This is a genomic window from Xanthomonas sp. CFBP 8443, from assembly GCF_025666195.1.
GTDB lineage: Bacteria > Pseudomonadota > Gammaproteobacteria > Xanthomonadales > Xanthomonadaceae > Xanthomonas_A.
In genome coordinates this window covers 3323219-3347871 of sequence record NZ_CP102592.1, presented here as the reverse complement: position 1 = coordinate 3347871, position 24653 = coordinate 3323219, and the positions used below count along the sequence as shown (strand labels likewise).

Here is a 24653-nt window from a genome sequence, read left to right as displayed (position 1 = left end):
CACGGCGTGTTGCAATCCTGAAAGGAAAGAGAGGCGCGCGCGCCGTGGCGGCGCGCTGCCTTCAGCGTGCTGACACCGGTATGTCTGCGGTCTTGGGAGTGAGCAGGATCACCGCTTCAGTGCCCAGTTTCAACTGCACCCATTTGAATCGATAGTCGTAGTCGACGTTGAGACTGTCGAGAAACGCGGGGATGGTCAGCACGTCATCCCACTTGTGATACAGGCACAGCGCCATGCGCGGGCGGAACCGTTCGATGGTCTCGCGCGCACCCTCAAGTGCCGGTATTTCAGCGCCTTCGATGTCCAGCTTGATGAAATCCACGCGCGACAGGCCGCGTTCGCGAACGTAGTCGTCGAGCTTTATCATCGATACCTTGATCTCCCCGGCGTACATCAGCGACATCGAAGCCTGCAGTCGCGTCAGCGCGATCGAAAGTTCCACGCCGCTGCGGTCGCCAAGTGCGTACTTGTTGGCCACAACGTTACCGGCGATGCCGTTGAGATCAAGGTTGCGTTGCAGCAGGACGAGGTTCTCATCAAGTAATTCGAATGCGTGGATCTGACAATCTCCGCCAGTCTTGGCGTGAAACAACACAGCGGTATCGCCGATGAACGCGCCGCCGTCGATGATCACGTCGCCCGGGCGCACGTCGAACCCGGGTGCGGCATACTGGTCGAAGTGGATATCGTGCACGCCGGTGAACCAGTCGTAGCCGAGCAGGGCGAAATCGTGCCCGGCGTCTGCATAGCGACGGAGCACGTATTCGCCGTCGCCGATCCTCTCGCGGCCATGCTCGGCAAACGAGCGTTGGACCACCACGTTGTAGCGTTCGCGCTCGGTCGGTTCGATGCGGTCGATCTTGCCCCAGCGCTTCAGGAACCACAATACGAAGCGAGCCCGTTCGTCCGTGCTCAGTCGCTCGTAGACACCGCTGGAAATGTGCTCGGCGTGCGGCCGGTACGTATCTAACAGCGCGGCGAAGCGCGCCGCATCTTCGGTATCCAGGGCCGCGCCGGCATGTTGCAGATCGGAGAGGAAATTCATGGCGGCCTAGTTTGATGGGATGCGGGAGTGAAGACGGCCGGCCGTACGGCAAGCACAGAACCGCTACCTGTAGCCCCGCGGGCAGTTCCGGACGCTTGTCGGAACTGTCAGACGGCTACGCCGCCTCGTACGCCCCGTAGCCGCGCAGGCGCTCGTAGCGCTTCTGCAGCAACTGCTCGACCGGCAGCTGTTCCAGCGCGTCCAGTTCGTTGAGCAGCACCGCCTTCAGGCGCTTGGCCATCTGCGTGGGATTGCGGTGCGCGCCGCCGATCGGCTCGCGCACGACCTTGTCGACCAGGCCCAGCGCGGACAGGCGCTTGGCGGTCAGGCCCAGCTGCTCGGCGGCGTCCTTGGCCTTGGCCGCGTCCTTCCACAGGATCGAGGCGCAGCCTTCCGGCGAGATCACCGAATAGGTGCCGTATTCCAGCATCAGGGTGCGGTCGCCGACGCCGATCGCCAGCGCGCCGCCGGAGCCGCCTTCGCCGATCACGGTGCAGATCACCGGCACCTTCAGCTCGGCCATCTCCAGCAGGTTGCGCGCGATCGCCTCGCTCTGGCCGCGCTCTTCGGCGCCGATGCCGGGATAGGCGCCGGGGGTGTCGATGAAGGTCAGCAGCGGCAGCTTGAAGCGTTCGGCCAGCTTCATCAGCCGCAGCGCCTTGCGGTAGCCCTCCGGACGCGGCATGCCGAAGTTGCGCGCGACCTTGGTCTTGGTGTCGCGGCCCTTCTGGTGGCCGATGATGACCACCGGGCGCCCGTCGATGCGGCCCAGGCCGCCGACGATGGCCTTGTCGTCGGCGAACGCGCGGTCGCCGGCCAGTTCCTGGAATTCGTCGCAGAACACGTTGATGTAGTCCAGCGTGTACGGGCGCTGCGGATGCCGCGCCAGCTGCGAGATCTGCCACGACGACAGATCGCGGAAGATCTGCGCGGTGCGCACCCGCAGCTTGTCCTGCAGCGCCCGCACCTCGGTGTCGACGTTGACCGCCGGGCCGGTGCTGGCATTGCGCAGTTCCTGGATCTTGGCTTCCAGATCGGCGATGGGTTGCTCGAAGTCGAGGTAGTTCGGATTCATTGGAAACCGTCGTGAACTAAAGCGGCAAGTGTAGCCGAACGGCTGCGGCCAACCCGTACGGGGCCGTGCGGTCGCCGCGGCGCGGGAAACGGAGCGGTGCCGCCGGCAATCAGCGCTGCGGAGCCGCCGCCGGTGCGGCCGCGACCAGCGCGGGGCTGCCGAAGGCCTGGCCGAGCTGCAGCACGAAGTCGTTGCGCGCCTGGTTCGCCTCGGCGCCCAGGTCCGCGCCGAGCGTGGCGGTGGCTGCGGTGAACTGCATCATGGCCTGGAAGTAGTCCTTCTGCAGCTGTAGCTGCTGCGCCGGATCGGACGCGCGCAGATAGCGCGCGTAGACCTGGCGCAGCGGCGCCGCATGCGCCTCGAACGCGGGCGCCAGCGGCGGCAGCGCCGCTGACGCGGGTTCCAGCGTGCGGCGCGGCGCCTGCCAGCCCGGCGCGCGTTGTTGCGCGAAGTAGCCCGGTTGGCCGCTGCCGGCCTCGTAGTAGGCGATGAACTCGGCGGCGCCGAACAGCTTGGTCTTGATGTTGCCGCCGCGGTCGGCGACGTAGGCCACGGTGCGCTCGGGAAACGGTTCGCGCAGCCCGTAGTCCCACTGCTTGCCGATGAACAGCGCGTGTCGCGCCTCGAACGGGCCGCTGACGCTCACTCCTTGCAGGGTCAGCGTGGACTCCACCGTGCCGAAGTTCTTCAGCTTGGAGGCGTCGGTGACGTAGATTTCCCGGCCGATCACGTAGTCGGACAGGGTCGGGTTGATCAGCCCGCCGTGGCCGCCGGCATAGACGATGAAGGGCACTTCGCCCAGCGCTGCGGTCCGTAGCCGGTGTGCGCCCGGCGCCAGCTCGAGCGTGGTCGCGCTGTCCGCGGCCACGTCGTAGGCCTGGTCGTCGACGACGATCCGCAGCGGCGCCGCGGTCGGGTTGTCGACCACGAAGCGCTGCGCTGCTTCACCGCAACCGCCGAGCAGCGCGGCGCACGCCAACAGGATCGAAAAACGCGTCATGGAAGGCACTCGATGCATGCGGAAGGAAGGCGCTGCCCTGGAGTGGGCGGCAGGCTCACGTCGCCCAGGGCGGGTTGTACTTGACCTTGACCGCACGCACGCCGGGATCGGCGCGCAGGGTGTCCAGCAACTGCGGATCCACGCGCACGGAGTGGCTGCCGTTGAGGTCGAGCATGCCGGCCACGCTGCCCTGTTCCGAGGCCAGCAGCAGGTCCAGGCGCAGCGGCGTCTTGCCGGGGCGGTGGCGCGCCAGCAGTGCGTCGATGCGCGGCCAGGTGCTGCGCTGGCGCAGGTCCAGGCGCAGCGACAGGCGTTGCGCGTGGTGGGTGCAGATCTGTTCGTAGTCCCAGCACTGGCGGATGCGCATGGCATAGCCGCCATTGAATTCGTCCTCGCGCACGCCGCCCTTGACGATCAGGATGCGGTCGCGGGTGAGCAGGTGGCCGAACTCGGCGATGGCATCGGTGAACGCGCTGCACTCGACCCGGCCGCGGCCGTCTTCGAGCTGCACGAACACCTGGCTGTCGCCCTTGCGGCGCACGCCGACCACCTGGCCGGCCAGGATCGCGCTGATCTCCGGGCGCCAGGCGCGTTTCTCGCCGTCGCCACCGCCGCCACCGCGGCCGCCGCCGGATTGCGAACAGATCTTCTCCAGCGCGCTCAGGTCGCAGCCGACCAGGTCGCGCACTTCCTCGCGGTACGGATCGAACGGATGGCCGCTGAGATAGAAGCCCAGCGTCTCGCGTTCGCCGGTCAGCAATTGGCCCAGCGCCCATTCCTTGCTTTCCGGCAGCTCCAGGCGCAGCGCCGGCGCGCTGGTGTCGGCGCCGCCGAACAGCGAGTTCTGCCCGGAGGCGCGCTCGCGCGCCATCTGCTCGGTGGCCTTCATCACTTCCGGCAGCTGCAGCATCAGCGTGGCGCGGTTGCTGCCCAGCCCGTCCATCGCGCCGGCGTTGATCAACGCTTCCAGGGTGCGCTTGTTGAGTTTGGCCGATTCCACGCGCGTGCAGAAATCCAGCAGCGAGGCATATTCGCCGCCACGCTCGCGCTCGGCCACGATCGCCTCGCAGGCGCCGCGGCCCACGCCCTTGATCGCGCCCAGGCCGTACTGGATGGTGTCCGGCGTGGCCGCGGCGAACATGTACGCCGAGGCGTTGATCCGCGGCGGCAGCACGGTCAGGCCGAGGTTGCGCACCTCGTCGAGGAAGCCCACCACCTTGTCGGTGTTGTCCATGTCCGAGGACAGCGTCGCGGCCATGAACTCGGCCGGGTAGTGCCGTTTCAGCCAGGCGGTCTGGTAGCTGACCAGCGCGTAGGCGGCGGCGTGCGACTTGTTGAAGCCGTAGCCGGCGAACTTCTCCATCAGGTCGAAGATTTCGTCGGCCTTGGCCTGGCCGACGCCGCCCTTGGCCGCGCCCTCGCGGAAGATCTCGCGGTGCTTGGCCATCTCCGCCGGCACCTTCTTGCCCATCGCGCGGCGCAGCAGGTCGGCGCCGCCCAGCGAGTAGGCGCCGACGATCTGCGCCATCTGCATCACCTGCTCCTGGTACACCATGATGCCGTAGGTGTCTTTCAGGATCGCTTCGGTGCGCGGATCGGGGTAGATGATCTCCTGCTGGCCGTGCTTGCGCGCGTTGAAGTCCGGGATCAGGTCCATCGGGCCCGGACGGTACAGCGACACCAGCGCGATTAGGTCTTCGAAGCGGTCGGGCTTGGCGTCCTTCAGCAGCCGGCGCATGCCCGAGGATTCGAACTGGAACACGGCGCCGGTGTTGCCCGAGGCGAACACGCCCTTGTAGGTGGGCGCGTCGTCGAGCGGGATCGCGGTGATGTCCACCGGCGGGATGCCGGCGCGCGCATGCCGCACGTTGATCGCCTTCACCGCCCAGTCGATGATGGTCAGCGTGCGCAGGCCGAGGAAGTCGAACTTGACCAGGCCGACCTGCTCGACGTCGTCCTTGTCGAACTGGGTGACCGGGTTCTTGCCCAGGTTGTCGACGTCGTGTTCGGCGAACAGCGGGCAGAAGTCGGACAGCGGCGTCGGCGCGATCACCACGCCGCCGGCGTGCTTGCCGGCGTTGCGGGTCAGGTCCTCCAGCTGCCGCGCCAGGTCCATCAGGTCGCGGACGTCGTCCTCGCTCTGGTAGCGCTGGATCAGCTCCGGCGAGGCCATCTCGCTGTCCTTGCCTTCGCCCATCGCATCCTTCAGCGTGATGCCGAGGATGTTGGGGATCAGCTTGGCGACGCCGTCGACCAGGCCGTACGGGAAGCCGAGCACGCGGCCGCAGTCGCGCACCACCGCCTTGGCCGCCATGGTGCCGTAGGTGATGATCTGGCTGACCCGGTCGCGCCCGTACTTGCGCGCGACGTAGTCGATGACCTCGTCGCGACGGTCCATGCAGAAGTCGATGTCGAAGTCGGGCATCGACACGCGTTCGGGATTGAGGAAGCGCTCGAACAGCAGGTTGTACGGCAGCGGATCCAGATCGGTGATCTGCAGCGCCCAGGCCACCAGCGAGCCGGCGCCGGAGCCGCGGCCGGGGCCGATCGGGATGCCCTGGTTCTTGCCCCACTGGATGAAGTCGGCCACGATCAGGAAGTAGCCGGGGAAGCCCATCTTGATGATGGTGTCCAGCTCGAATTCGAGCCGGTCGACGTAGTCCTGGCGGGTCTTGCCCGGCGCCAGCGGGTTCTTCTCCAGGCGCGCGGCCAGGCCCTCGCGCGACTGGCTGCGGATCCAGCTGTCCAGCGTCTCGTTGTCGGGCACGGGATACGCGGGCAGGAAGTAGGTGCCCAACTGCATCTCGATGTTGCAGCGCTGCGCCAGCGCCAGCGTGTTGTCGATCGCGTCGGGGATGTCGGCGAACAGCGCGGCCATTTCCTCGGACGACTTCAGGTATTGCTGGTCGCTGTAGTCGCGCGGGCGCTTGGGGTCATCGAGCACGCGGCCGGAGGAAATGCACACGCGCGCCTCGTGCGCGGCGAAATCGCTGGCGTACAGGAAGCGCACGTCGTTGCTGGCCACCACCGGCAGCCCGCGCATGCCGGCCGCGTGCAGCGCGAACTGGTTGAACGCTTCCTCGCCGTCGCGGCCGGTGCGGGTCAGTTCCAAGTGCAGGCCGTCGCCGAAGATGCGCTGCCAGTCGGCCAGCTGCTGCTCGGCCAGGTCGTGGCGGCCTTCGCTGGCCAGGCGTCCGGCCAGGCTGTCGCGCCCGGCCAGCGCGAACAGGTTGTCGCTGCCGGTCTGCAGCCATTCCGGGCGCAGCGCCACGCCGCCTTCGTTGCGGTGGCCTTCCAGCCAGGCGCGGGTCAGCAGCCGCGACAGGCTCAGGTAGCCGTCGCGGTTGCGGCACAGCACGGTGAGCCGCCACGGCGCCTGGGTGCCGTCGCTGATCAGCAGGTCGGCGCCGGCGATCGGCTTGATGCCCACGCCTTCGGCGGCCTTGTAGAACTTGACCAGCGCGAACAGGTTGTTGAGGTCGGTGACCGCGAGCGCGGGCAACTCCAGTTCGACCGCGCGGCTGAGCAGGTTGGCCTGCTTGGCTTTCTTCGGGTCGGCCTGATCCGGTTTCTCGGGCACACGGATGGTGGAATCCGCCAGCGAGAATTCGGTGTGGACGTGCAGATGGGCGAAGCGGGAAGTGGACATGCGGAACCAGGACGATGCCCGGTCAGGTTAGCGGCGGGAGGCGGGGCGAACAAGGCTTGACAGGGCGGACTCGGGACTCGGGACTCGGGACTCGGGACTCGGGACTCGGGACTCGGGACTCGGGACTCGGGACTCGGGACTCGGGACTCGGGACTCGGGACTCGGGACTCGGGACTCGGGACGGGTCTCATTTGGGGTTGAGCGAGGCCTAGCCGTCGTTGATCGCTTCCGTCGCGCCTGCGCCAGCGAAATTCGCATTCGCGATGCCGAGTCCCGAGTCCCACGTCCCGAGTCCCGGCTCCCCCAGCGCACGGCGCACCGGCGCGAAGCTGCGCCGGTGCTGCGGGCACGGGCCATGGGTCTGCAGCGCGGCAAGATGCGCGGGCGTGCTGTAGCCCTTGTGCAGGTCGAAGCGGTAGTGCGGGTGCTGCTCGTGCAACTGCCGCATCAGGCGGTCGCGGGTGACCTTGGCCACGATCGAGGCGGCCATGATCGCGCGGTCGAGCGCATCGCCGCCGATCAGCGCTTCGGCCGCGCACGGCAGGCCCTTGGGGATGCGGTTGCCGTCGATGCGCGCGAACTGGGCGACGTGGGCTACGCCCTCGACCGCGCGACGCATGCCGAGCATCGTCGCCTGATAGATGTTGATGCGGTCGATCTCCTCGTTGTCGATCAACACCACCGACCAGGCCAGCGCGCGTTCGACGATGCGCGCATACAGCTGCTCGCGGCGCTCGGCGTTGAGCTGCTTGGAATCGTTCAAACCGTTGATGCGCGGCCGCGACGGATCGAACACCACCGCCGCCACCGCCACCGGCCCAGCCAGCGGGCCACGCCCGGCCTCGTCGACGCCGGCGTAGAGCAGCCGGGACACGGGACCCCGAACCCGGGACTCGCAGAGCAGTTCCTGCTGCGGCGATGCTGGATCCGAGCGCTTCATGCCGTTGCTTCTTTCGCGTCCCGCGTCCCGAGTCCCGAGTCCCGGCCCCCCAGCAATTCCGCCACCGCATCGGCAGCCCGCACCGACGCGTCCTGGCGCAGCAACTGATGCAAGCGCAGGTATTCGGGTTGCAGCGCCTCCACCGCCTGCGGGTCGCGCAGCCAGTGCAGCAGCGCGGCCGACAATTTGTCCGCGGTGCAGTCGTCCTGCATCAGTTCCGGCGCCAGATCGCGGCCGGCGAGGATGTTGGGCAGCGCGTAGCGGTCGACCTTCAGCAGGCCCAGCGCCTTGACGATGCGGTAGGTCAGCGGCGCGACCTTGTAGCCGACCACCATCGGCCGCTTCACCAGCATGGTCTCCAGCGTCGCGGTGCCGGAGGCCAGCAGCACCACGTCGGCGGCCAGCAGCGCCGTGCGCGCCTGGCCGTCGAGCAGGTGCGAATACACCACCGGCAAGGCCGAACGCGACAGCTGTTCGGCGATCAGCGCCTTGCACGCGGCGTTGGCCGCCGGCACCACCACGTGCGCGCCCGGCGTCTGCTGCAGCACCTGCCAGGCGGCGGCGAAGAAGGTATCGCCGAGCCGGCCGATCTCGCCCAGGCGGCTGCCCGGCAGCACCGCCAACACGGTCGCGGCGGCCGGCAGGCCGAGTTCGGCGCGCGCCGCGTCGCGGTCGCCTTCCAGCGCGATCGCATCGGCCATCGGGTGGCCGACGAAGCGCGCATCCACGCCGTGCCTGGCGTAGATCGGCGGTTCCATCGGGAACAGGCACAGCACCATGTCGGCGCTGGCGCCGATCTTGGCCGCGCGCTTCTCGCGCCAGGCCCAGACCGACGGGCTCACGTAGTGCACGGTGCGGATGCCGCGCTGCTTGAGCCAGCGCTCCACGCCGAGATTGAAGTCGGGCGCATCGACGCCGACGAACACGTCCGGGCGCCAGTCCAGCAGGCGCTCGCGCAGCGCGCGGCGCAGTTTCAGCAGGCGCGGCAGATGCCGCAGTACTTCCATCAGGCCCATCACCGCCAGTTCGCTGGCATCGAACCAGGTCTGGCAACCGGCGTTGCGCATCGCATCGCCGCCGATGCCGGCGAACTCGGCATCCGGGTACCGCGCGCGCAGCGCCTCGATCAGTCCGGCACCGAGCTGGTCGCCGGAGGCCTCGCCGGCGACGAGGGCGATGCGGATGGAGCGGGGACCGGGGACCGGGGACCGGGGACCGGCAACGCCCAGTACATCGACTCCTCGCTGTTCCCGGGTCCCTGGTCCCCGGTCCCCGGTCCCGGCATTCATCGCAACAACGGCCGCTCGCTGGCTTCGATGAATTCCAGCATCGCGCGCACGTCCTCGCTGTTTTCGGCCAGTACCGCCAGTTGCTGCTTGGCTTCGGCCAGCGGCAGCCCGGCCACGTATAGCGCGCGGTAGGCGCGCTTGATCACGGCCAGGCGCTCGGTGTCGAAGCCGCGGCGCTTGAGGCCTTCGCTGTTGATGCCGCGGGGGCGTCCCAGCGAGTTGCCGCCGACCATGGTGAACGGCGGCACGTCGCCGTTGATCAGCGCGCCCATGCCGAGGAAGGCGTGATCGCCGATGCGGCAGAACTGGTGCGCGCCGGCGAAGCCGCTGATGATCACGTGGTCGCGGACTTCGACATGCCCGGCCAGGGTGGTGTTGTTGGAGAACACGCAATGGTCGCCGACCACGCAGTCATGGGCGACGTGGGTGTAGGCCAGAAACCAGTTGTCGCTGCCGACGCGGGTGATGCCGCCGCCGTTGCCGGTGCCGCGGCTGACGGTGACGAATTCGCGGATCACGTTGCGGTCGCCGATCACCAGTTCGGTGCGCTCGCCGGCGAACTTCTTGTCCTGCGGATCGCCGCCGAGCGCGACGTGCCCGACCAGATGGTTGTTGCGGCCGATCCGGGTCGGACCGACGATGCTGCAATGCGAGCCGATCACGCTGCCTTCGCCGATCTCGACCTCGGCGCCGATCAGGCTGAAGGCGCCGACGCGCACGTCCGCCGCCAGCTTGGCCGACGGGTCGATCACCGCGGACGGATGGATGAGGGGGGCGTTGTCGCTCATTGCAGGTCTCCTGCCAGGCTCATTCGCGGGTGCCGGCGCACAGCACCTCGGCGCAGGCGACGACCTTGCCGTCGACCTTGGCTTCGCCGTAGTACACGGCCATGTTGCGGATCACGCGCTTGATTTGCACGTGCAGCTCCAGCACGTCGCCGGGCACGACCTGGCTGCTGAAGCGGGCGTTGTCGACCTTGACCATGTAGAACAGCTTGGACTGCGCGTCGCGGCCCAACGCCAGCTGGGTCAGCACACCGCCGGCCTGGGCCAGCGCTTCGATGATCAGCACGCCGGGCATGATCGGCTGGCCCGGGAAGTGGCCCTGGAAGAACGGTTCGTTGACGCTGACGTTCTTGTGCGCAACGATCTTGCGGTTCTCGAAGTCGAGCGACACCACCTTGTCCACCAGCAGGAAAGGATAGCGGTGCGGGATCAAGGCCTTGATCTGGGTGATGTCCGGCAGTGTCTGTTCGTGGCTCATTGCTTCTCCTTGCTTACAGACAGGATGCGACGGGCCAGGGCATCGAGCTGCTTGAAGCGCGCGGCGTTCTTGCGCCACGTGCGGTTGTCGGTCAACGGGGTGCCGGAGGAATACTCGCCCGGCTCATGGATGGAGTTGCGCACCACCGATTTGCCGGTGATCACCACCTTGTCGCAGATTTCCAGGTGGCCGACCACGCCGACCGCACCGCCGAGCATGCAGTAGCGGCCGATCTTGGCGCTGCCGGCGATGCCGGTGCAGCCGGCGATCGCGCTGTGCGCGCCGATGTGCACGTTGTGCGCGACCTGCACCAGGTTGTCCAGGCGCACGTCTTCCTCGAGCGTGGTGTCCTCCAGCGCGCCGCGGTCGACGCAGGCGTTGGCGCCGATCTCGCAATCGTCGCCGATCACCACGCCGCCGAGCTGCGGCACCTTGATCCAGTGGCCGGCGTCCATCGCCAGGCCGAAACCGTCGGCGCCGAGCACCGCGCCTGGGTGGATGCGCACGCGTTGTCCCAGGCGCACGCGGGTGACCAGGGTGACCCGGGCGATCAGTTCGCCGCCGGCGCCGACCTGGCAGTCGTCGCCGATCACGCAGCCCGGGCCGATCACGCAACCGTCGCCGATCACGCTGCGCGCGCCGATGCTGACGAAGGCGCCGATGTGGGCGCTGGGGGAGACCTGCGCGCTGGGGTCGATGCTGGCGCTGGGATGGATGCCGGGCGGACGCGCCGGCGCCACGTCGAACAGCGCGGCGATCTTGGCGAAGGCGACGTACGGATCGCGCGCGATCAGCGCGGTGCCAGGCGCCGCTTCGGCATCGTCGGCGCGCAGCACCACCACCGCGGCGGTGCTGTCGGCCAGCTGCGCGCGGTAGCGCGGATTGGCCAGGAAGCTGAGCTGCCCGGGGCCGGCATGCGCCAGCGTGGCGACGCCATGCACGGCGACGTTGCCGTCGCCATGCACCTGCAGGCCGAAGCGCTCGGCGATCTCGTATGCGGTATGGGAAGGAATATTCACGCAGGGATTCTACCGCGTGCCATCGGCACGGTCATGCTGCGCCTGTGCCGCAGGCAGTGCGGCCCGATCAGCCGCCGCCTGCCGAACGCCCAGCTTGCGATCAGCCGACTGGAAAAAGCCCTGCCTTGCTCATGCCAAGCCAAGATCACAGCCAACTGACCGCAGCCAAGCCCCCTTTAGTAAAGGGGGCGCGCCGACAGGCGCGGGGATTTGGGAGAAGACGAGCCGGGGCCCGCGATTCGCATCGCGAATCGTGGGGCGTCAGCGCGAACGCGATGACGCGCTCCCTGGCGGCGGGTGGGCAGTTCTTAGAACTGCCCACCAAACGTGAACTGCAGGCGCTCGATCTCGTCGTTGTCTTCCTTCTTCAACGGGAACGCGTAGCTGATCGAGATCGGGCCGACCGGTGCCCGCCACAGCAGCGCCACGCCGGTGGAGGCGCGCAGTTCGTTGGTCTTGTAGTTGTCCACGCCGTTGAACACGTTGCCGACGTCGATGAACGCCGAGATGCGCGCCGACGGGCTGTCGAACAGCTTCGGGAAATACATTTCCGCCGAGCCCACGGTCTTGAACGAGCCGCCCAGCGGCTGGCCGCGGCTGTAGGAGGCAGTGGCCTCCGAGCGCGGGCCGAGGGTGTTGTCCTCGAAGCCGCGCACGGAGTTGGTGCCGCCGGCGTAGAAGTTCTCGTAGAACGGCAGGCCCGAGGCGGTCACGCGACGGAGCAGGTTGCTGCCATTGCACTCGGCCGCCGTGTAGGCGTTGTTCTGGACCACGCCGCAGATGTCGCGCGAGACGTCGCTGCCGTAGCTGTCGCCGTAGCCGAACTCGGCGCGGGTGTTGAGCACCAGCGAGGGAATGATCGTCCAGTACTTGGAGACCTGGTAGTTCAGCTTCCAGTACTCGACGGTGGAGCCGGGCAGGGTGGCTTCCAGGCCGATGCGCTGGTACAGGCCGCGGGTCGGCATGAAGTAGTCGTTGCGGGTGTCGCGCGCCCAGCCCAGTTCGCTGCGCCAGGCATGGAAGGTCTTCTGCCCGATCGCGTCGATGTAGTTGATGATCGCGTTCGGCGTGTAGCTGGGATAGGTGGTGATCTGGTTGCTGTCGATGCCGAACATCAGCGAGACGGTGTCGTTCTCGGTGATCGGCACGCCGAAGATCATCTGCGCCGCGCCGTTCTTGCTGTTGTACTGGGCGGTGCCGAAGTCGGAGTAGTCCAGCTTGCGGTAGGAGATGTTGTAGCCCAGCGACACGCCGTCGTCGGTGAAGAACGGGTTGGTGTAGGAGAACGCGTAGCGCTCCTGATAGCTGCTGCGCGAAGCGTCCACCGAGACGCGGTTGCCGCCGCCGAGGAAGTTGTTCTGCGACAGCTGGATCGAGGTGGTCACGCCATAGGTCTGCGAATAGCCCAGGCCGAAGGTGAAGCTGCCGGAGGTGGTTTCCTTGACGCTGTAGACCACGTCGACCTTGTCGTTGCTGCCCGGCACCGGCGGCGTTTCCACGTCCACCGACTCGAAGTAGCCCAGCCGCTGCAGGCGGATCTTGGAGCGGTCGATGGCGGCCTGCGAGTACCAGCTGTTCTCGAACTGGCGCATCTCGCGGCGCAGCACTTCGTCGGAGGTGCGGGTGTTGCCCTTGAACACGATGCGGCGGACCGCCACGCGCGGGCCCGGCACCACTTGCAGGTTGATCGCGACGGTGCGCTTCTCGCGGTCGGTGGTCGGGATCGGGTTGACCTTGGCGAAGGCGTAGCCGATGTTGCTGAGCGTGTTGGTGATCGCGTCGGAGCTGAACTCCAGCAGCGCGCGAGAGAAAGTGTCGCCCGGCTTGGGGATGACCAGCTTCTCGACCTCTTCCTGCGGCAGCACGGTGTCGCCGGTGACCTTGATGTCGGAGATCTTGTACTGCTCGCCCTCGGTGATGCCGGCGGTCAGGTACATGTTGCGCTTGTCGGGGCTGATCGAGACCTGGGTGGAATCGACGCTGAAATCGACGTAGCCGCGGTCCAGGTACCAGGAGTTGAGCTTCTCCAGGTCGCCGGACAGCTTTTCCTTGGAGTACTGATCGTCGCGGCGATACCACGACAGCCAGTTGTGCTCGCGCGACTCCCAGCTCTCCAGGATGTCCTCGGTGGCGAACTTCTCGGTGCCGACGATGTTGACGTGCTGGATCTTGGCGGCCTTGCCTTCCTTGATCGCGATCGCCACGTCGACCCGGTTGCGGTCCAGCGGGCTCACCGTCGGAGTGATCTCGACGTTGTACTTGCCGCGGTTGTTGTACTGGCGGGTCAGCTCCTGGGTCACCCGGTCCAGGCTCAGCCGGTCGAAGGTGCCGCCCTCGGTCAGGCCGATGTCGGACAGGCCCTTGAGCAGTTCTTCGCTCTTGATGTCCTTGTTGCCGGTGACGGTCAGCTTGTTGATCGCCGGGCGTTCCTTGACCGTGACCACCAGGATGTTGCCCTGGCGATCGACCTGCACGTCCTCGAAGAACCCGGTGCGGTACAGCGCGCGGATCGCCTCGCCGACCTTGGCGTCGTCGACCGTGTCGCCGCGTTCCACCGGCAGGTAGGTGAAGACGGTGCCGGAGGAGATGCGTTGCAGCCCGTCGACGCGGATGTCGCTGGCGGTGAAGGGCTCCGTCGCCTGGGCCAGCGCCGGCAGGCTGAGGCTGGCGGCGAGGGCGAGGGCTAGCAGGCGGCGAGTGGGAAATCTCGTCATGTCACGTCCGGGTAGAGGTCGATATCGTTGTTGCATGGGCGCCGGCGTAAGACGACGACAGCGGAGTCGGGTGGATCAGCATCGGGTTCATCGCAAGGCCTGGCCGAAGATGTCGTTGTAGAACGCCAACCCCATCAGCCCGGCCAGCATCGTCAGACCGACGACCTGCCCCGCCGCCATGGCGCGCTCGCTCAGCGGGCTGCCCTTGACCAACTCAATAAGGTAATACAGCAAGTGCCCGCCGTCCAAGATCGGGATCGGCAGCAGGTTCATGATCGCCAGGCTCAGCGACAGCAGCGCCAGGAAATACAGGAACCAGTCCGGCCCCTGCTTGGCCGACACGTTGGCGACCTTGGCGATGGTGATCGGCCCGGACACGTTCTTGAGCGAGGCCTGGCCGGTCAGCATGCGCCGGATGACCCCCAGCGTGTCCCCGGCCAGCTTGCCGGTTTCGCGGAACGCGGCCGGGATCGCCGCCAGCGGGCCGTACTGCAGCTTGGCGTCGAACGCCGGTGCCGGGCGGTCCTTGGCTCCGAAACCCACGCCCAGCGTCAGGCCCTGCACCCGCGGATCCTTGCTGGGGGTCAGGCGCACGTCCAGCGCCAGGCGCTCGCCGGCGCGCTCGACCTCGACCAGGCCGCTGCCGCCGTTCCTGGCCAGCGCCTGGACCTGTGGCCCGACCTGGTCGGCGTTGGTGACCGGCGCGCCATCCACCGCCAGCACGCGGTCGCCGGGGCGCAGCACGCCATCGGCCGCCGAGCCTGGGGTCACCTCGGAGATGACCGCCGGCTGCAGGGTGAAGTGCCAGGTGAGGCCGGCCAGGCGCGGCACCTGCTGTTCGTCGAAGCCGGCGGGCAGCTGCGACAGGCGCAGGGTATGCACGCGGCTGGCGCCGTCGCGCGTGTCCTCGGTCTGGATGCGCACATCCGCGCGGTCCATCGCCGCCACGGTCAGCTGCATGCTGGCGTCGCTCCAACTGGACACCTCGCGCGTGCCGATGCGCACGATACGCTCGCCCGGCTGCAGCCCGGCCTGCAGCGCCAGGCCGTCGGCGCGGCCGACGACCGCGGCGTAGTCCTGCTTGCCGATCACGAACATCGCCCACAGCAGCGCCACGCACAGCACCAGGTTGGCGATCGGGCCGGCGGCGACGATGGCGATGCGCTGCCATACGCTTTTGTTGTTGAAGGCCTGGCCGCGCTCGGCCGGGGCCACGTCGCCCTCGCGCTCGTCGAGCATCTTCACGTAGCCGCCCAGCGGGATCGCGGCGATCGCGAACTCGGTGCCGTGGCGGTCGTAGCGCGACCACAGCGGCTTGCCGAAGCCCACCGAAAAGCGCAGCACCTTGACCCCGCAGCGGCGGGCGACCCAGAAATGGCCGAACTCGTGGAAGGTCACCAGCACGCCCAGGCTGACGATCATCCACCAGACGGACCCGATGAAATCACCCATGCGCGTGGCTCATAGGGGCGTGCGTGTCAGACATGGGCAGGCTGGCGGGCAATGGCGAGTTCGGTGATCTTGCGCGATTGCGCGTCCGCCGCGAGCAGCGCGTCCAGGGAGTCGGCCGCGCCTGCAGGCAGCACGGTCAGGGCGTTCTCGACCAGCGCAGGAATCGCTAGGAAACCGATACGGCCCTGAAGAAAGGCTGAAACGGCCACTTCGTTGGCCGCGTTCAGGATCGCCGGGGCGCTGCCGCCGGCCTGCATCGCGCGCCAGGCCAGGCCCAGGCACGGGAACGCGTCCAGGTCCGCCGGCTCGAAATCCAGGCGGCCGTGGGCCAGCAGGTCCAGCCCGGCGACTCCGGACTCGATCCGTTGCGGCCAGCCCAGGCCCACCGCCAGGGTGGTGCGCATGTCCGGCAAACCCATCTGCGCCAAGGTGGAACCGTCGATGAACTCCACCAGCGAGTGCACCAGGCTCTGCGGGTGCACCAGCACCTCGATGCGCGAAGGCGGCAGCGCGAACAGGTGGTGCGCCTCGATCACTTCCAGGCCCTTGTTCATCAAGGTGGCCGAGTCGACCGAGATCTTCGGGCCCATCGACCACTTCGGGTGCGCCACCGCCTGCGCCGGGGTCACCGACTGCAGGCGCGCGCGGTCCCAGCCGCGGAACGGGCCGCCGGAGGCGGTCAGCAGCACCCGCCGCACCTCGGCGCCGGCCTGGCGCGAGCGCAGGCACTGGAAGATCGCGCTGTGCTCGCTGTCGATCGGGATGATCTCGGCGCCGGCCGCGGCGGCCGCGGCGGTGACCAGCTCGCCGGCCAGCACCAGCGATTCCTTGTTGGCCAGCAGCAGGCGCTTACCGGCGCGGGCCGCGGCCAGGGTCGAGGCCAGGCCGGCGGCGCCGACGATGGCGGCGACCACGCTGTCGCAGGCGTCGCTGGCCACCAGCTGCTCCAGCGCGGCGGCGCCGGCATGCGCTTCGGTGCGCAACCCGGCATCGCGCAGGCCGTCGCGCAGCGCCGGGTACAGCGCCGGGTCGGCGATCACCGCGTGCGCCGGCCGGTGCGTGGCGCACAGCGCCAGCAATGCAGCGACGTTGCCGCCGGCGGCCAGCACGCTGGCGCGCAGCCGCTGCGGGTGGCGCGCGATCACGTCCAGCGCGGAGGCGCCGATCGAACCGGTGGCGCCGAGCACGGCGATATGGCGGACAGCGTCGGACATATTCAGAACCCGAAGATGTCCTTGCCCAACGCGAAGATCGGCAGCGCCGCCAGCACGCCGTCGACGCGGTCGAGCACGCCGCCGTGGCCGGGGATCACGTTGCCCGAGTCCTTGGCGCCGACGTGGCGCTTGAGCAGGCTTTCGAACAGGTCGCCGACCACCGAGGCCAGCACGCTGACCGCGGCCACGATCAACAGGCCGGGCAGTTGCGGCAGGGTGACCCCGGCCAGCCAACCGAAGCCGGCGGCGCAGACCAGGCCGGCCAGCAGCCCGCCGACCAGGCCCTCGACGGTCTTGTTGGGGCTGATCCGCGGCGCCAGCTTGTGCTTGCCGAACTGGCGCCCGGCGAAATAGGCGCCGGAATCGGCCGCCCAGACCGTGACCAGCGCGGTCAGCAGCCAGCGGTGCCCGTTCGGCTCGCTGGCGTGGATCAGGCCCAGCGCCGACCAGGCCGGCACGATCGCCAGGGTGCCGGCGGCCAGCTTGAACACCCGCGCGTAGGTAGCGTGGTCGGAGCCGAACTGGAAGAAGCGCAGCCACAGCAGCGCCACGCACCACCAGCCGACGCCGACCAGGGTGGTCAGCTGGAACAGCACCAGCGAGCCGGCCGAGGCCCACACCAGCAGCACCATCAGCAGCAGGTTCAGCACCAGCAGGATGGTGCGCGGCAGGGTGTCGTCGACCTCGGCCAGCTTCAGCCATTCCCATAGGCCGACCAGGAAGATCAGTGCGGCCAGCGCCGCCAGCCATTGCGTCGGCAGCAGCAGGATGGCGCAAATGGCCAGCGGGGCCATGATCAGCGCGGCGATGACGCGGGTACGGGTCATGCGGGTGTGTTCTCCGTCGCCGGGGCGACTTGCGCGCTGGTCAGGCCGAAACGCCGCTCGCGGCTGGCGTAGTCGTCCAGGGCTTGTTGCAGCACCTCGGCGCCGAACTCGGGCCACAGGGTCTCGGTGAACCACAGTTCGGTGTAGGCCAGCTGCCACAGCAGGAAATTGCTGATGCGCACGTCGCCGCCGGTGCGGATGAACAGGTCCGGTGGCGGCAGGTCGGACAGCGCCATGCGCGCCGACAGCAGGTCCTCGTCGATCTGCTCGGGACGCAGGCGCCCGGCCGCCACGTCCTCGGCCAGTGCGCGCGCGGCCTGGGCGATGTCCTGGCGGCCGCCGTAGCTGGCCGCGATCGACAGGTGCAGGGCCTGGTTGTCGCCGGTGCGGGCTTCGGCCTGGGCCATGCGCTCGCGCAGCGACGGGGCGAAGCGCGAGCGGTCGCCGATGAAGCGCACGCGCACGCCGCGCCGCTGCAGTTCCTCGACCTCGCGGTCCAGTGCATGCAGGAACAGCTTCATCAGCGCGTCGACTTCTTCCTGCGGACGGCCCCAGTTCTCGCTGGAGAACGCGAACAGGGTCAGCGCGGGGATGCCGCGCTCCAGGCAGAAGTCGATGGTGCGGTTGACCGCGCGCGCGCCGGCGCGGTGGCCGATCACGCGCGGCCGCCGGCGGCGCTGCGCCCAGCGGCCGTTGCCATCCATGATGATGGCGATGTGGCGGGGCAGGGACATAGCGTGGGGGTCGGAAGGCATGGCCGCGAGGCGCAGGCTCAGACCGCCATCAGTTCCTGTTCCTTGCCCTTGACCACGTCGTCGACGTCCTTGATCGCCTTGTCGGTCAGCTTCTGGATGTCGTCCTCGGCAGCACGCGCCTCATCCTCGGTGACCTTCTTGTCCTTCAGCAGATCCTTGATCTGCTGGTTGGCGTCGCGGCGGATGTTGCGGATCGCGACCTTGCTGTCCTCGCCTTCGCTGTGCACGACCTTGGACAGCTCGCGGCGGCGCTCTTCGGTCAGCGCCGGCAGGTTGAGGCGGATGGTGGTGCCGGCGGTGTTCGGGGTCAGGCCCAGGTCCGAGGCCAGGATCGCCTTCTCCACCGCGCTGACCATCTGCTTTTCCCACGGGCTGATGGTCAGCGAACGGGCATCGGCCACGGCGACGCTGGCGACCTGGCTCAGCGGCATTTCCGACCCGTAGTAGTTGACCTTCAGGTGCTCGACCAGGGCGGTCGACGCGCGGCCGGTACGCACCTTGATGAGCGTATGGCGCAGCGCATCGATGCTCTTGGCCATGCGGGTCTGTGCGTCTTGCTTGATTTCGTTGAGCATCGCCGGTGTCCGTGCTGAATCTGAATCGGACGATTATAGCCGGGAACAGCGAGGTGCCGGGATTGGGGATTGGGGATTGGGGAATCGCAAAAGCGTTGCGCACTGCAGCAGGTTGTCTGCCGCGCGCGCCTCGCAACGGCTCATGCTAGCGGCTGTCGCGTTTGCGAATCTCTAATCCCCAGTCCCGGCCGTTATCAGCTGCGCCCCTTCACCAATGTCCCGATCTCCGCGCCGTGCAGGATCTTCAGCAGTTCGCCGGGCTGGCCCATGTTGAAGATGCGCAGCGGCAAGTCGCTGTCGCGGGCCAGGGCGAACGCGGCGGTGTCCATCACCTCCAGGTTGCGGGCGATCACTTCGTCGTAGGTCAGGCTGTCGAAGCGCACCGCGTCGGCGTGCTTCTTCGGGTCCTTGTCGTACACACCGTCGACCTTGGTCGCCTTCAGCAGCAGGTCGGCGCCGATCTCGATGGCGCGCAGCGCCGCGCCGGAGTCGGTGGTGAAGAACGGATTGCCGGTGCCGGCGGCGAAGATCGCGATGCGCCCCTTCTCCAGGTGGCGGATCGCGCGGCGGCGAATGAAGTCCTCGCACACGTCGTTGATCTTGATCGCGCTCATCACCCGCACCTTGGCACCGAGCTTTTCCAGCGCGTCCTGCATCGCCAGCGCGTTGATGACGGTGGCCAGCATGCCCATGTGGTCGCCGGTGACCCGGTCCATGCCGCCGGCGGCCAGGCCGGCGCCGCGGAAGATGTTGCCGCCGCCGATCACCAGGGCCACTTCGGCGCCGGCCTGCTGCGCCTCGATCACTTCATGCGCGAGGCGGTTGATGACCTTGGGGTCGATGCCGTAATCCCCGTCCCCCATCAGCGCTTCGCCGGAAAGTTTCAACAGGATGCGGCGATAGGCGAGCTGGGACATGGTGACCTCGTTGGGGGGACGGGCAAACCACGTGATTCTAGCCGAAGCGCGCCGCGGAATCTGCCGCGGGCGCGGGTTTCAGGCCAGGGTGTCGCGGAACGAGCGCGCAGTGACGCGGTTGCGGCCGCCGTGCTTGGAGCTATACAGCATGTCGTCGGCGGCCTGCAGCAGGTCCTGCGCGGTGCCGAAGCGCTCGCGCCCGCCCTGGGTGGCGATGCCGGCGGAGAAGCTGATGTGCAGCGGCCCGCTCTTCACCTCGGCCATCGGCCGCTGCACGATCTCGATGAGGATGCGCCGGATCACGTTCAATGCGGCTTCTTCGCTGGTGTTGGGCAACAGCACCAGGAATTCCTCGCCGCCGAAGCGGGCCACGGTGTCGCTGCTGCGCAGCAGCGGCTGCAGGGCCTGCGCGAACGCGCGCAGCACCTGGTCGCCGATCAGGTGGCCGTGGGCGTCGTTGATCTTCTTGAAGTCGTCCAGGTCGATGAAGGCGACCGACAGCGGCCAGTCGTGGCGCGAGGCCAGATCGAACTGCTGGGCCAGCAGGACCTCCAACTGGTGCCGGTTGTAGACCCCGGTCAGCGCGTCGCGACTGGCCTGTTCGGCCAGGCGCCGCGCGCGGTGTTCCGATTCGTCGGCCTGGTGCCGTGCCTGGGTGGCTTCCTGGATCTCGCGCAGGTTGCGCAACACCATCAGTTCGCGGGCATGGCTGATGATCGCGTCGATCCGCTCCGGCTGCACGATGCGCACATCGAAGATCGGGCCGATTTCCGGCAGCGCCGCGGCCATGCCGGCGATCACCTCGTCGAAGCGCCGGCTGTCCAGCTGCAGGTCGCGATAGACCCGCTCCATCGCCAGGCTGCGCGCGGCGTCGGTGTCGGCGGCCAGCCAGATGTCGGCGATGCTGCCGGACAGCAGCACGCAGCGGCTGAACGTGTCCGGCGCCGGCTCGGTGCCGGTGCCGAGGCCGATGCTGCGCTGCAGGTAGTCGGGCAGCTTCCACTTGCGCGCCAGCCAGGCGCCGACCTCGGCGTGGTCGCAGCCCAACTGCTCGCGTTCCAACGCGGCCAGGGCCTCGCTGTCGCCGTTGCCGGCCTCGCGCAGCAGCGGCGCGTATTCGTTGTGGCAGACGTGCAGCAGGGCCAGCGCACCCATGTCCTGCAGCAGTCCGGCCAGCATCAGCTCCTCCTGCTTGCGCAGGCCCATGGCCTGGCCGAGCAGGCGGCTGGCCAGTGCCGACAGCACGCTGCGCTTCCAGATCCGTTCCTGCAGGTCGTTGGATGCGCTGCCGTCGCGCAGGCTCTGCACCATCGAGAAGCCCAGCGCCAGGCTCAGCGCGGCATTGAGCCCGAGCATGGTCAGCGCCTGGCCGAGGTTGTCGATGCGGCGCCGGCTGGCGTACAGCGGCGAGTTGGCGATGCGCAGCATGCGCGCGCTCAGCGCCATGTCCATCGCGATGGTTTCGGCGGTGGTGGCGAGATCGACCTCCGGATCCTGGGCCAGGTCGATGATGCGCAGCGCAATCCCGGGCGGCGAGGGCAGGTTGCGGGAGTGAGCCAGGATGGCTTCGAGTTCAGGGCGCATGCGGTTCCGCGTAAAGTGTGATCGGGGCAGCGATATGCCCCGGCACGCAGAGCGTACCACCGGCAAAAAAAAAGCCGCGACCAAGCGCGGCTTTTTTTTGTCCCGGGACGGCGGACTCAGGCCAGGCCGGCCTGCTTCATCACTTCGGCGGCATAGTCTTCCACCACCTTCTCGATGCCTTCGCCCACGGCCAGGCGCTGGAAACCGATCACGTCGGCGCCGGCGGCCTTGACCGCCTGCTCCACGCTCTGGTCGGTGTTCAGCACGTACGGCTGGCCGTACAGGGTGACCTCGTTGACGATCTTGGCGATCTTGCCGCTGATGATCTTCTCCAGGATGTCGGCCGGCTTGGCCTTGTCCTTTTCCGACATCTTGGCCAGCTCGATTTCCTTTTCCTTGGCGACGAAGTCGGCCGGGACGTCGGACGCCTTCACGTGCGGCGGGTTCATCGCGGCGACGTGCATGGCGATGCCGCGGGCCAGTTCGGCGTCGCCGCCCTTGACCTCGACCAGCACGCCGATGCGGCCGCCGTGCACGTAGGCGGCGACGTTGTTGGCGCTGTCGATGCGCACCAGGCGGCGCACCTGCACGTTCTCGCCGACTTTGGCGATGACCGCGGCGCGGGCTTCCTCGACGGTCTCGCCGCCGGGCAGCTTGGCGCTCTTCAGCGCCTCGGCGTCGGCGGCGCCGGAGCTCAGCGCGGCCTGGGCCACGGCTTCGGTGAAGGCCAGGAAGTTGTTGTCCTTGGCGACGAAGTCGGTCTCGGAGTTGATCTCGACCAGCACGGCCTTGCCGCCGTCCTGGGCCATCGCGATGCGGCCTTCGGCGGCGACGCGGTCGGCCTTCTTGTCGGCCTTGGCCAGGCCCGACTTGCGCAGCCACTCGGCGGCGTTGTCGATATGGCCGGCGTTCTCGGTGAGCGCCTTCTTGCATTCCATCATGCCGGCGCCGGTGCGCTCGCGCAGTTCCTTGACCAGGGAAGCAGTGATTTCCACGGGGTGACCTCACAAAAGGTGGGAAAGGGCCGGCGTGCCGCCGGCCGGGAATTCTGGGAAACGGGCGCTTGCGGCGCCCGCGGACCCGGGCGCGCAGCGCGCGCCGGGTGGCGACTGCGCATGGTCGCGCAATCGCATGGCGCGCCGATTACTCGGCGGCGGGAGCGGCTTCTTCGGCCTTCTTGCCGTTCTTGCGCGGGCCGCGGCCCTTGTCGTCGCCGGCTTCGCTGCTGAACTCTTCCTCGCGCACGCTGGCGGCGTTCGGCGCGGCGGCCTTGCCTTCCAGCACGGCGTCGGCGGCGGCGCGCGCGTACAGCTGCACGGCACGGATGGCGTCGTCGTTGCCCGGGATGGCGTAGTCGACCAGTTCCGGGTTGTAGTTGGTGTCGACCACCGCGATCACCGGGATGCCGAGCTTCTTGGCTTCCTTGATGGCGATGTCTTCATGGCCGATGTCGATGACGAACAGCGCGTCCGGCAGGCGGTTCATTTCCTTGATGCCGCCCAGCGAGGCCAGCAGCTTTTCGCGTTCCCGGCGCAGGGTCAGCACTTCGTGCTTGACCAGCTTGTCGAAGGTGCCGTCGGTTTCGGCCGCTTCCAGCTCCTTCAGGCGCGCCACCGACTGCTTGACGGTGCGGAAGTTGGTCAGCGTGCCGCCCAGCCAGCGCTGGGTCATGAACGGCTGGCCGCAACGCTCGGCTTCTTCCTTCACCGAGTCGCGGGCGCTGCGCTTGGTGCCCAGGAACAGGATGGTGCCGCGCTTCTGCGCGACGCTGGAGATGAAGTTCATCGCGTCGTTGAACAGCGGAACCGTCTTCTCAAGGTTGATGATGTGGATCTTGCCGCGCGCGCCGAAGATGTACGGCGCCATCTTCGGGTTCCAATAGCGGGTCTGGTGGCCGAAGTGGACGCCGGCTTCCAGCATCTGACGCATGGTGACTTGGGGCATTGCAGTGACTCCTGATGGGGAACCGGCCGCGCGCGGGCGATGGTAGGTGAGTCCGCGCATGGACATGCAGGCCCTGGCGGGCTTGCACGACGGTTCCGGGGTTGGGCCTCCCTGCAGCCTTACGTGACCGAACTCCTTGCGGAGCACCCCGGCACGGGCGATGGCAGCAGGTGTGTATTCGCCGGTGCGTCCGGCGTGGACGGTCCGTCGGCCCGGGCGGGCGCAACGAAGCAGCGGAACTATAGCCGGCCGCGGCCGGCGGCGCAAATCCAGGTGCGCCGGGTCATTCGGCCGGCAGCGCGCGCAATTCGGCGTCGCTGTCGAGCCGTGCGGCGAAATGGCCGCCGCGTGCGGTCCCGACCGCGGCCGGCAGCGGCCAGCGCTTCTGTTCCCCGGCGAGCACGTAGCCGGCCAGGTTCTGGAACAGGGTCAGCTGACTGCCGTCGGCGCCGATGAAGCTCAGGTCGCTCAGCCGCGCATGCGCGGTGCCGCGATTGCGCACCTGCAGTTGGTGGCCGTAGGCGCCGGCGATCAGGCTGGCGCTTAGCGCGGCGGCCGGCGCGGCGCCGGACGCGGACAGGAACACCGGCGTGGAGTAGCGCAGCAGCAGCCGCGGTTCGGCGCCGCTGGGCGTATCAGCGGGGGCGCGCTCCTCCAGCACCAGGCGGTAGGCGATCTCGCGATCGGTCGCCGCCGGCCCGGTGCGCACGACCCGCAGCAATTGCCGGCCCTGGGCGGGGATGTCGATCACGTGCGGGCTGAGCTGGACGTCGTCGGTCGGCTGCAGTTGCTCGATGCCCTCGGCCTGGTGCCAGCGGTACAGCTGGGCCTGCGCCCGCCAGGGTAGGTCCTGGGTGTTGTTCAGCCAGATCTCGGCGGTCTGCGCGCCGGGTGCGACGCGCACGATGGCCGGGCTGATGCGCACGCCGGCCGCCGCAGCCAGGCTCGGCAGCAGCGCCAGCAGCAGGCCGGCGATCCAAGCGCGACGGCGCCTGCCCACCTCAGAACGCGACCGTGGTGTAGCGCGCATCCTGTGGCCGCAGCCCGTCCGCCACGCTCAGGCTCAACGCCAGCGCACCGGCCGCGCTGGGCGCGGCGGCGCCGTCGATGCTGACCTGGTAGGGCAACGGGCGGGTGCAGTTCACCTGCGGGGCGCCGGGCTGGTTGCGCCCGGCGGTGCTGATCTCGCAGCTGCGCTGCAGGCGGATGCCGACCCGGAACGCCGCGCTTTCGTTGGCAGCGATGTTCTGCGCTGCCGCATCCGCGCAGACGGCACAGACGCTCGCGAGCAGCAGCGATTGCATGAATGGCCTGGCGATCATGGCGGTATTCCGAGGAAGGCGTGACAGATAACGGCGCGTGGCGGCGCAACTTTACCCAAGGCGCGCGTG

20 protein-coding genes and 1 pseudogene are annotated in these 24653 nt (G+C 68.3%); all 21 read right to left on the bottom strand.

Annotated features, from left to right (window positions below; genetic code table 11):
- Nucleotides 1–61: 61 nt before the first annotated feature.
- Complete coding sequence (locus tag NUG20_RS13990; protein ID WP_263395060.1) at nucleotides 62–1045, bottom strand: FkbM family methyltransferase; 984 nt, start codon at nucleotides 1043–1045, stop codon at nucleotides 62–64.
- 115 nt (nucleotides 1046–1160) lie between these two features.
- Nucleotides 1161–2120 (bottom strand): acetyl-CoA carboxylase carboxyltransferase subunit alpha, encoded by a 960-nt coding sequence (locus tag NUG20_RS13985; RefSeq protein WP_263395059.1) that lies wholly within the window; start codon nucleotides 2118–2120, stop codon nucleotides 1161–1163.
- 109 nt (nucleotides 2121–2229) lie between these two features.
- Nucleotides 2230–3120, bottom strand: coding sequence for a hypothetical protein (locus NUG20_RS13980; protein ID WP_263395058.1), 891 nt, complete (start codon nucleotides 3118–3120; stop codon nucleotides 2230–2232).
- A gap of 55 nt (nucleotides 3121–3175) precedes the next feature.
- A complete protein-coding gene (dnaE, locus tag NUG20_RS13975) occupies nucleotides 3176–6769 on the bottom strand; it encodes a DNA polymerase III subunit alpha (RefSeq protein ID WP_263395057.1) in 3594 nt (1197 codons plus the stop codon).
- Nucleotides 6770–7073: 304 nt separating this feature from the next.
- Nucleotides 7074–7673: pseudogene (locus NUG20_RS13970) on the bottom strand (ribonuclease HII); the annotation flags it as partial.
- A 32-nt stretch (nucleotides 7674–7705) separates the two neighbouring features.
- Entirely contained in the window at nucleotides 7706–8938 is a 1233-nt protein-coding gene (lpxB, locus tag NUG20_RS13965; RefSeq protein ID WP_317852750.1) for a lipid-A-disaccharide synthase, read from the bottom strand.
- A gap of 56 nt (nucleotides 8939–8994) precedes the next feature.
- A complete protein-coding gene (gene lpxA / locus NUG20_RS13960) occupies nucleotides 8995–9786 on the bottom strand; it encodes an acyl-ACP--UDP-N-acetylglucosamine O-acyltransferase (RefSeq protein WP_263395055.1) in 792 nt (263 codons plus the stop codon).
- Nucleotides 9787–9805: 19 nt separating this feature from the next.
- Nucleotides 9806–10261 (bottom strand): 3-hydroxyacyl-ACP dehydratase FabZ, encoded by a 456-nt coding sequence (gene fabZ, locus NUG20_RS13955; protein ID WP_263395054.1) that lies wholly within the window; start codon nucleotides 10259–10261, stop codon nucleotides 9806–9808.
- Entirely contained in the window at nucleotides 10258–11280 is a 1023-nt protein-coding gene (gene lpxD / locus NUG20_RS13950) for a UDP-3-O-(3-hydroxymyristoyl)glucosamine N-acyltransferase (protein ID WP_263395053.1), read from the bottom strand. Before lpxD ends, fabZ begins: the two co-directional genes overlap by 4 nt.
- Before the next feature lie 308 nt (nucleotides 11281–11588).
- Nucleotides 11589–13994 carry an outer membrane protein assembly factor BamA gene (gene bamA, locus NUG20_RS13945; RefSeq protein WP_263395052.1) on the bottom strand — a complete coding sequence of 802 codons (2406 nt, stop codon included), beginning with the start codon at nucleotides 13992–13994 and terminating at the stop codon, nucleotides 11589–11591.
- Between the two features lie 87 nt (nucleotides 13995–14081).
- On the bottom strand, nucleotides 14082–15446 hold the full coding sequence (gene rseP / locus NUG20_RS13940) for an RIP metalloprotease RseP (RefSeq protein WP_263395051.1): 1365 nt from the start codon (nucleotides 15444–15446) through the stop codon (nucleotides 14082–14084).
- A 26-nt stretch (nucleotides 15447–15472) separates the two neighbouring features.
- Nucleotides 15473–16660: a 1-deoxy-D-xylulose-5-phosphate reductoisomerase gene (gene dxr, locus NUG20_RS13935; protein WP_263395050.1), complete on the bottom strand. Its 1188-nt coding sequence runs from the start codon at nucleotides 16658–16660 to the stop codon at nucleotides 15473–15475.
- A 2-nt stretch (nucleotides 16661–16662) separates the two neighbouring features.
- Entirely contained in the window at nucleotides 16663–17487 is an 825-nt protein-coding gene (locus tag NUG20_RS13930) for a phosphatidate cytidylyltransferase (RefSeq protein WP_263395048.1), read from the bottom strand.
- Complete coding sequence (uppS, locus tag NUG20_RS13925) at nucleotides 17484–18221, bottom strand: polyprenyl diphosphate synthase (protein WP_263395047.1); 738 nt, start codon at nucleotides 18219–18221, stop codon at nucleotides 17484–17486. The genes NUG20_RS13930 and uppS overlap by 4 nt, the downstream gene beginning before the upstream one ends.
- 38 nt (nucleotides 18222–18259) lie before the next feature.
- On the bottom strand, nucleotides 18260–18817 hold the full coding sequence (gene frr, locus NUG20_RS13920) for a ribosome recycling factor (protein WP_263113025.1): 558 nt from the start codon (nucleotides 18815–18817) through the stop codon (nucleotides 18260–18262).
- A gap of 194 nt (nucleotides 18818–19011) precedes the next feature.
- Complete coding sequence (gene pyrH, locus NUG20_RS13915; protein ID WP_104558608.1) at nucleotides 19012–19734, bottom strand: UMP kinase; 723 nt, start codon at nucleotides 19732–19734, stop codon at nucleotides 19012–19014.
- Between the two features lie 78 nt (nucleotides 19735–19812).
- Nucleotides 19813–21318, bottom strand: a complete 1506-nt coding sequence (locus tag NUG20_RS13910; RefSeq protein WP_263395046.1) for a sensor domain-containing diguanylate cyclase — start codon at nucleotides 21316–21318, stop codon at nucleotides 19813–19815.
- Between the two features lie 116 nt (nucleotides 21319–21434).
- Complete coding sequence (gene tsf, locus NUG20_RS13905) at nucleotides 21435–22313, bottom strand: translation elongation factor Ts (protein WP_263395045.1); 879 nt, start codon at nucleotides 22311–22313, stop codon at nucleotides 21435–21437.
- Nucleotides 22314–22461: 148 nt separating this feature from the next.
- Nucleotides 22462–23262, bottom strand: coding sequence for a 30S ribosomal protein S2 (gene rpsB / locus NUG20_RS13900; protein WP_263395044.1), 801 nt, complete (start codon nucleotides 23260–23262; stop codon nucleotides 22462–22464).
- A 283-nt stretch (nucleotides 23263–23545) separates the two neighbouring features.
- Nucleotides 23546–24262: a fimbrial biogenesis chaperone gene (locus NUG20_RS13895; RefSeq protein WP_263395043.1), complete on the bottom strand. Its 717-nt coding sequence runs from the start codon at nucleotides 24260–24262 to the stop codon at nucleotides 23546–23548.
- Between the two features lies 1 nt (nucleotide 24263).
- Nucleotides 24264–24584, bottom strand: a complete 321-nt coding sequence (locus NUG20_RS13890) for a hypothetical protein (protein ID WP_263395042.1) — start codon at nucleotides 24582–24584, stop codon at nucleotides 24264–24266.
- Nucleotides 24585–24653 lie beyond the last annotated feature (69 nt).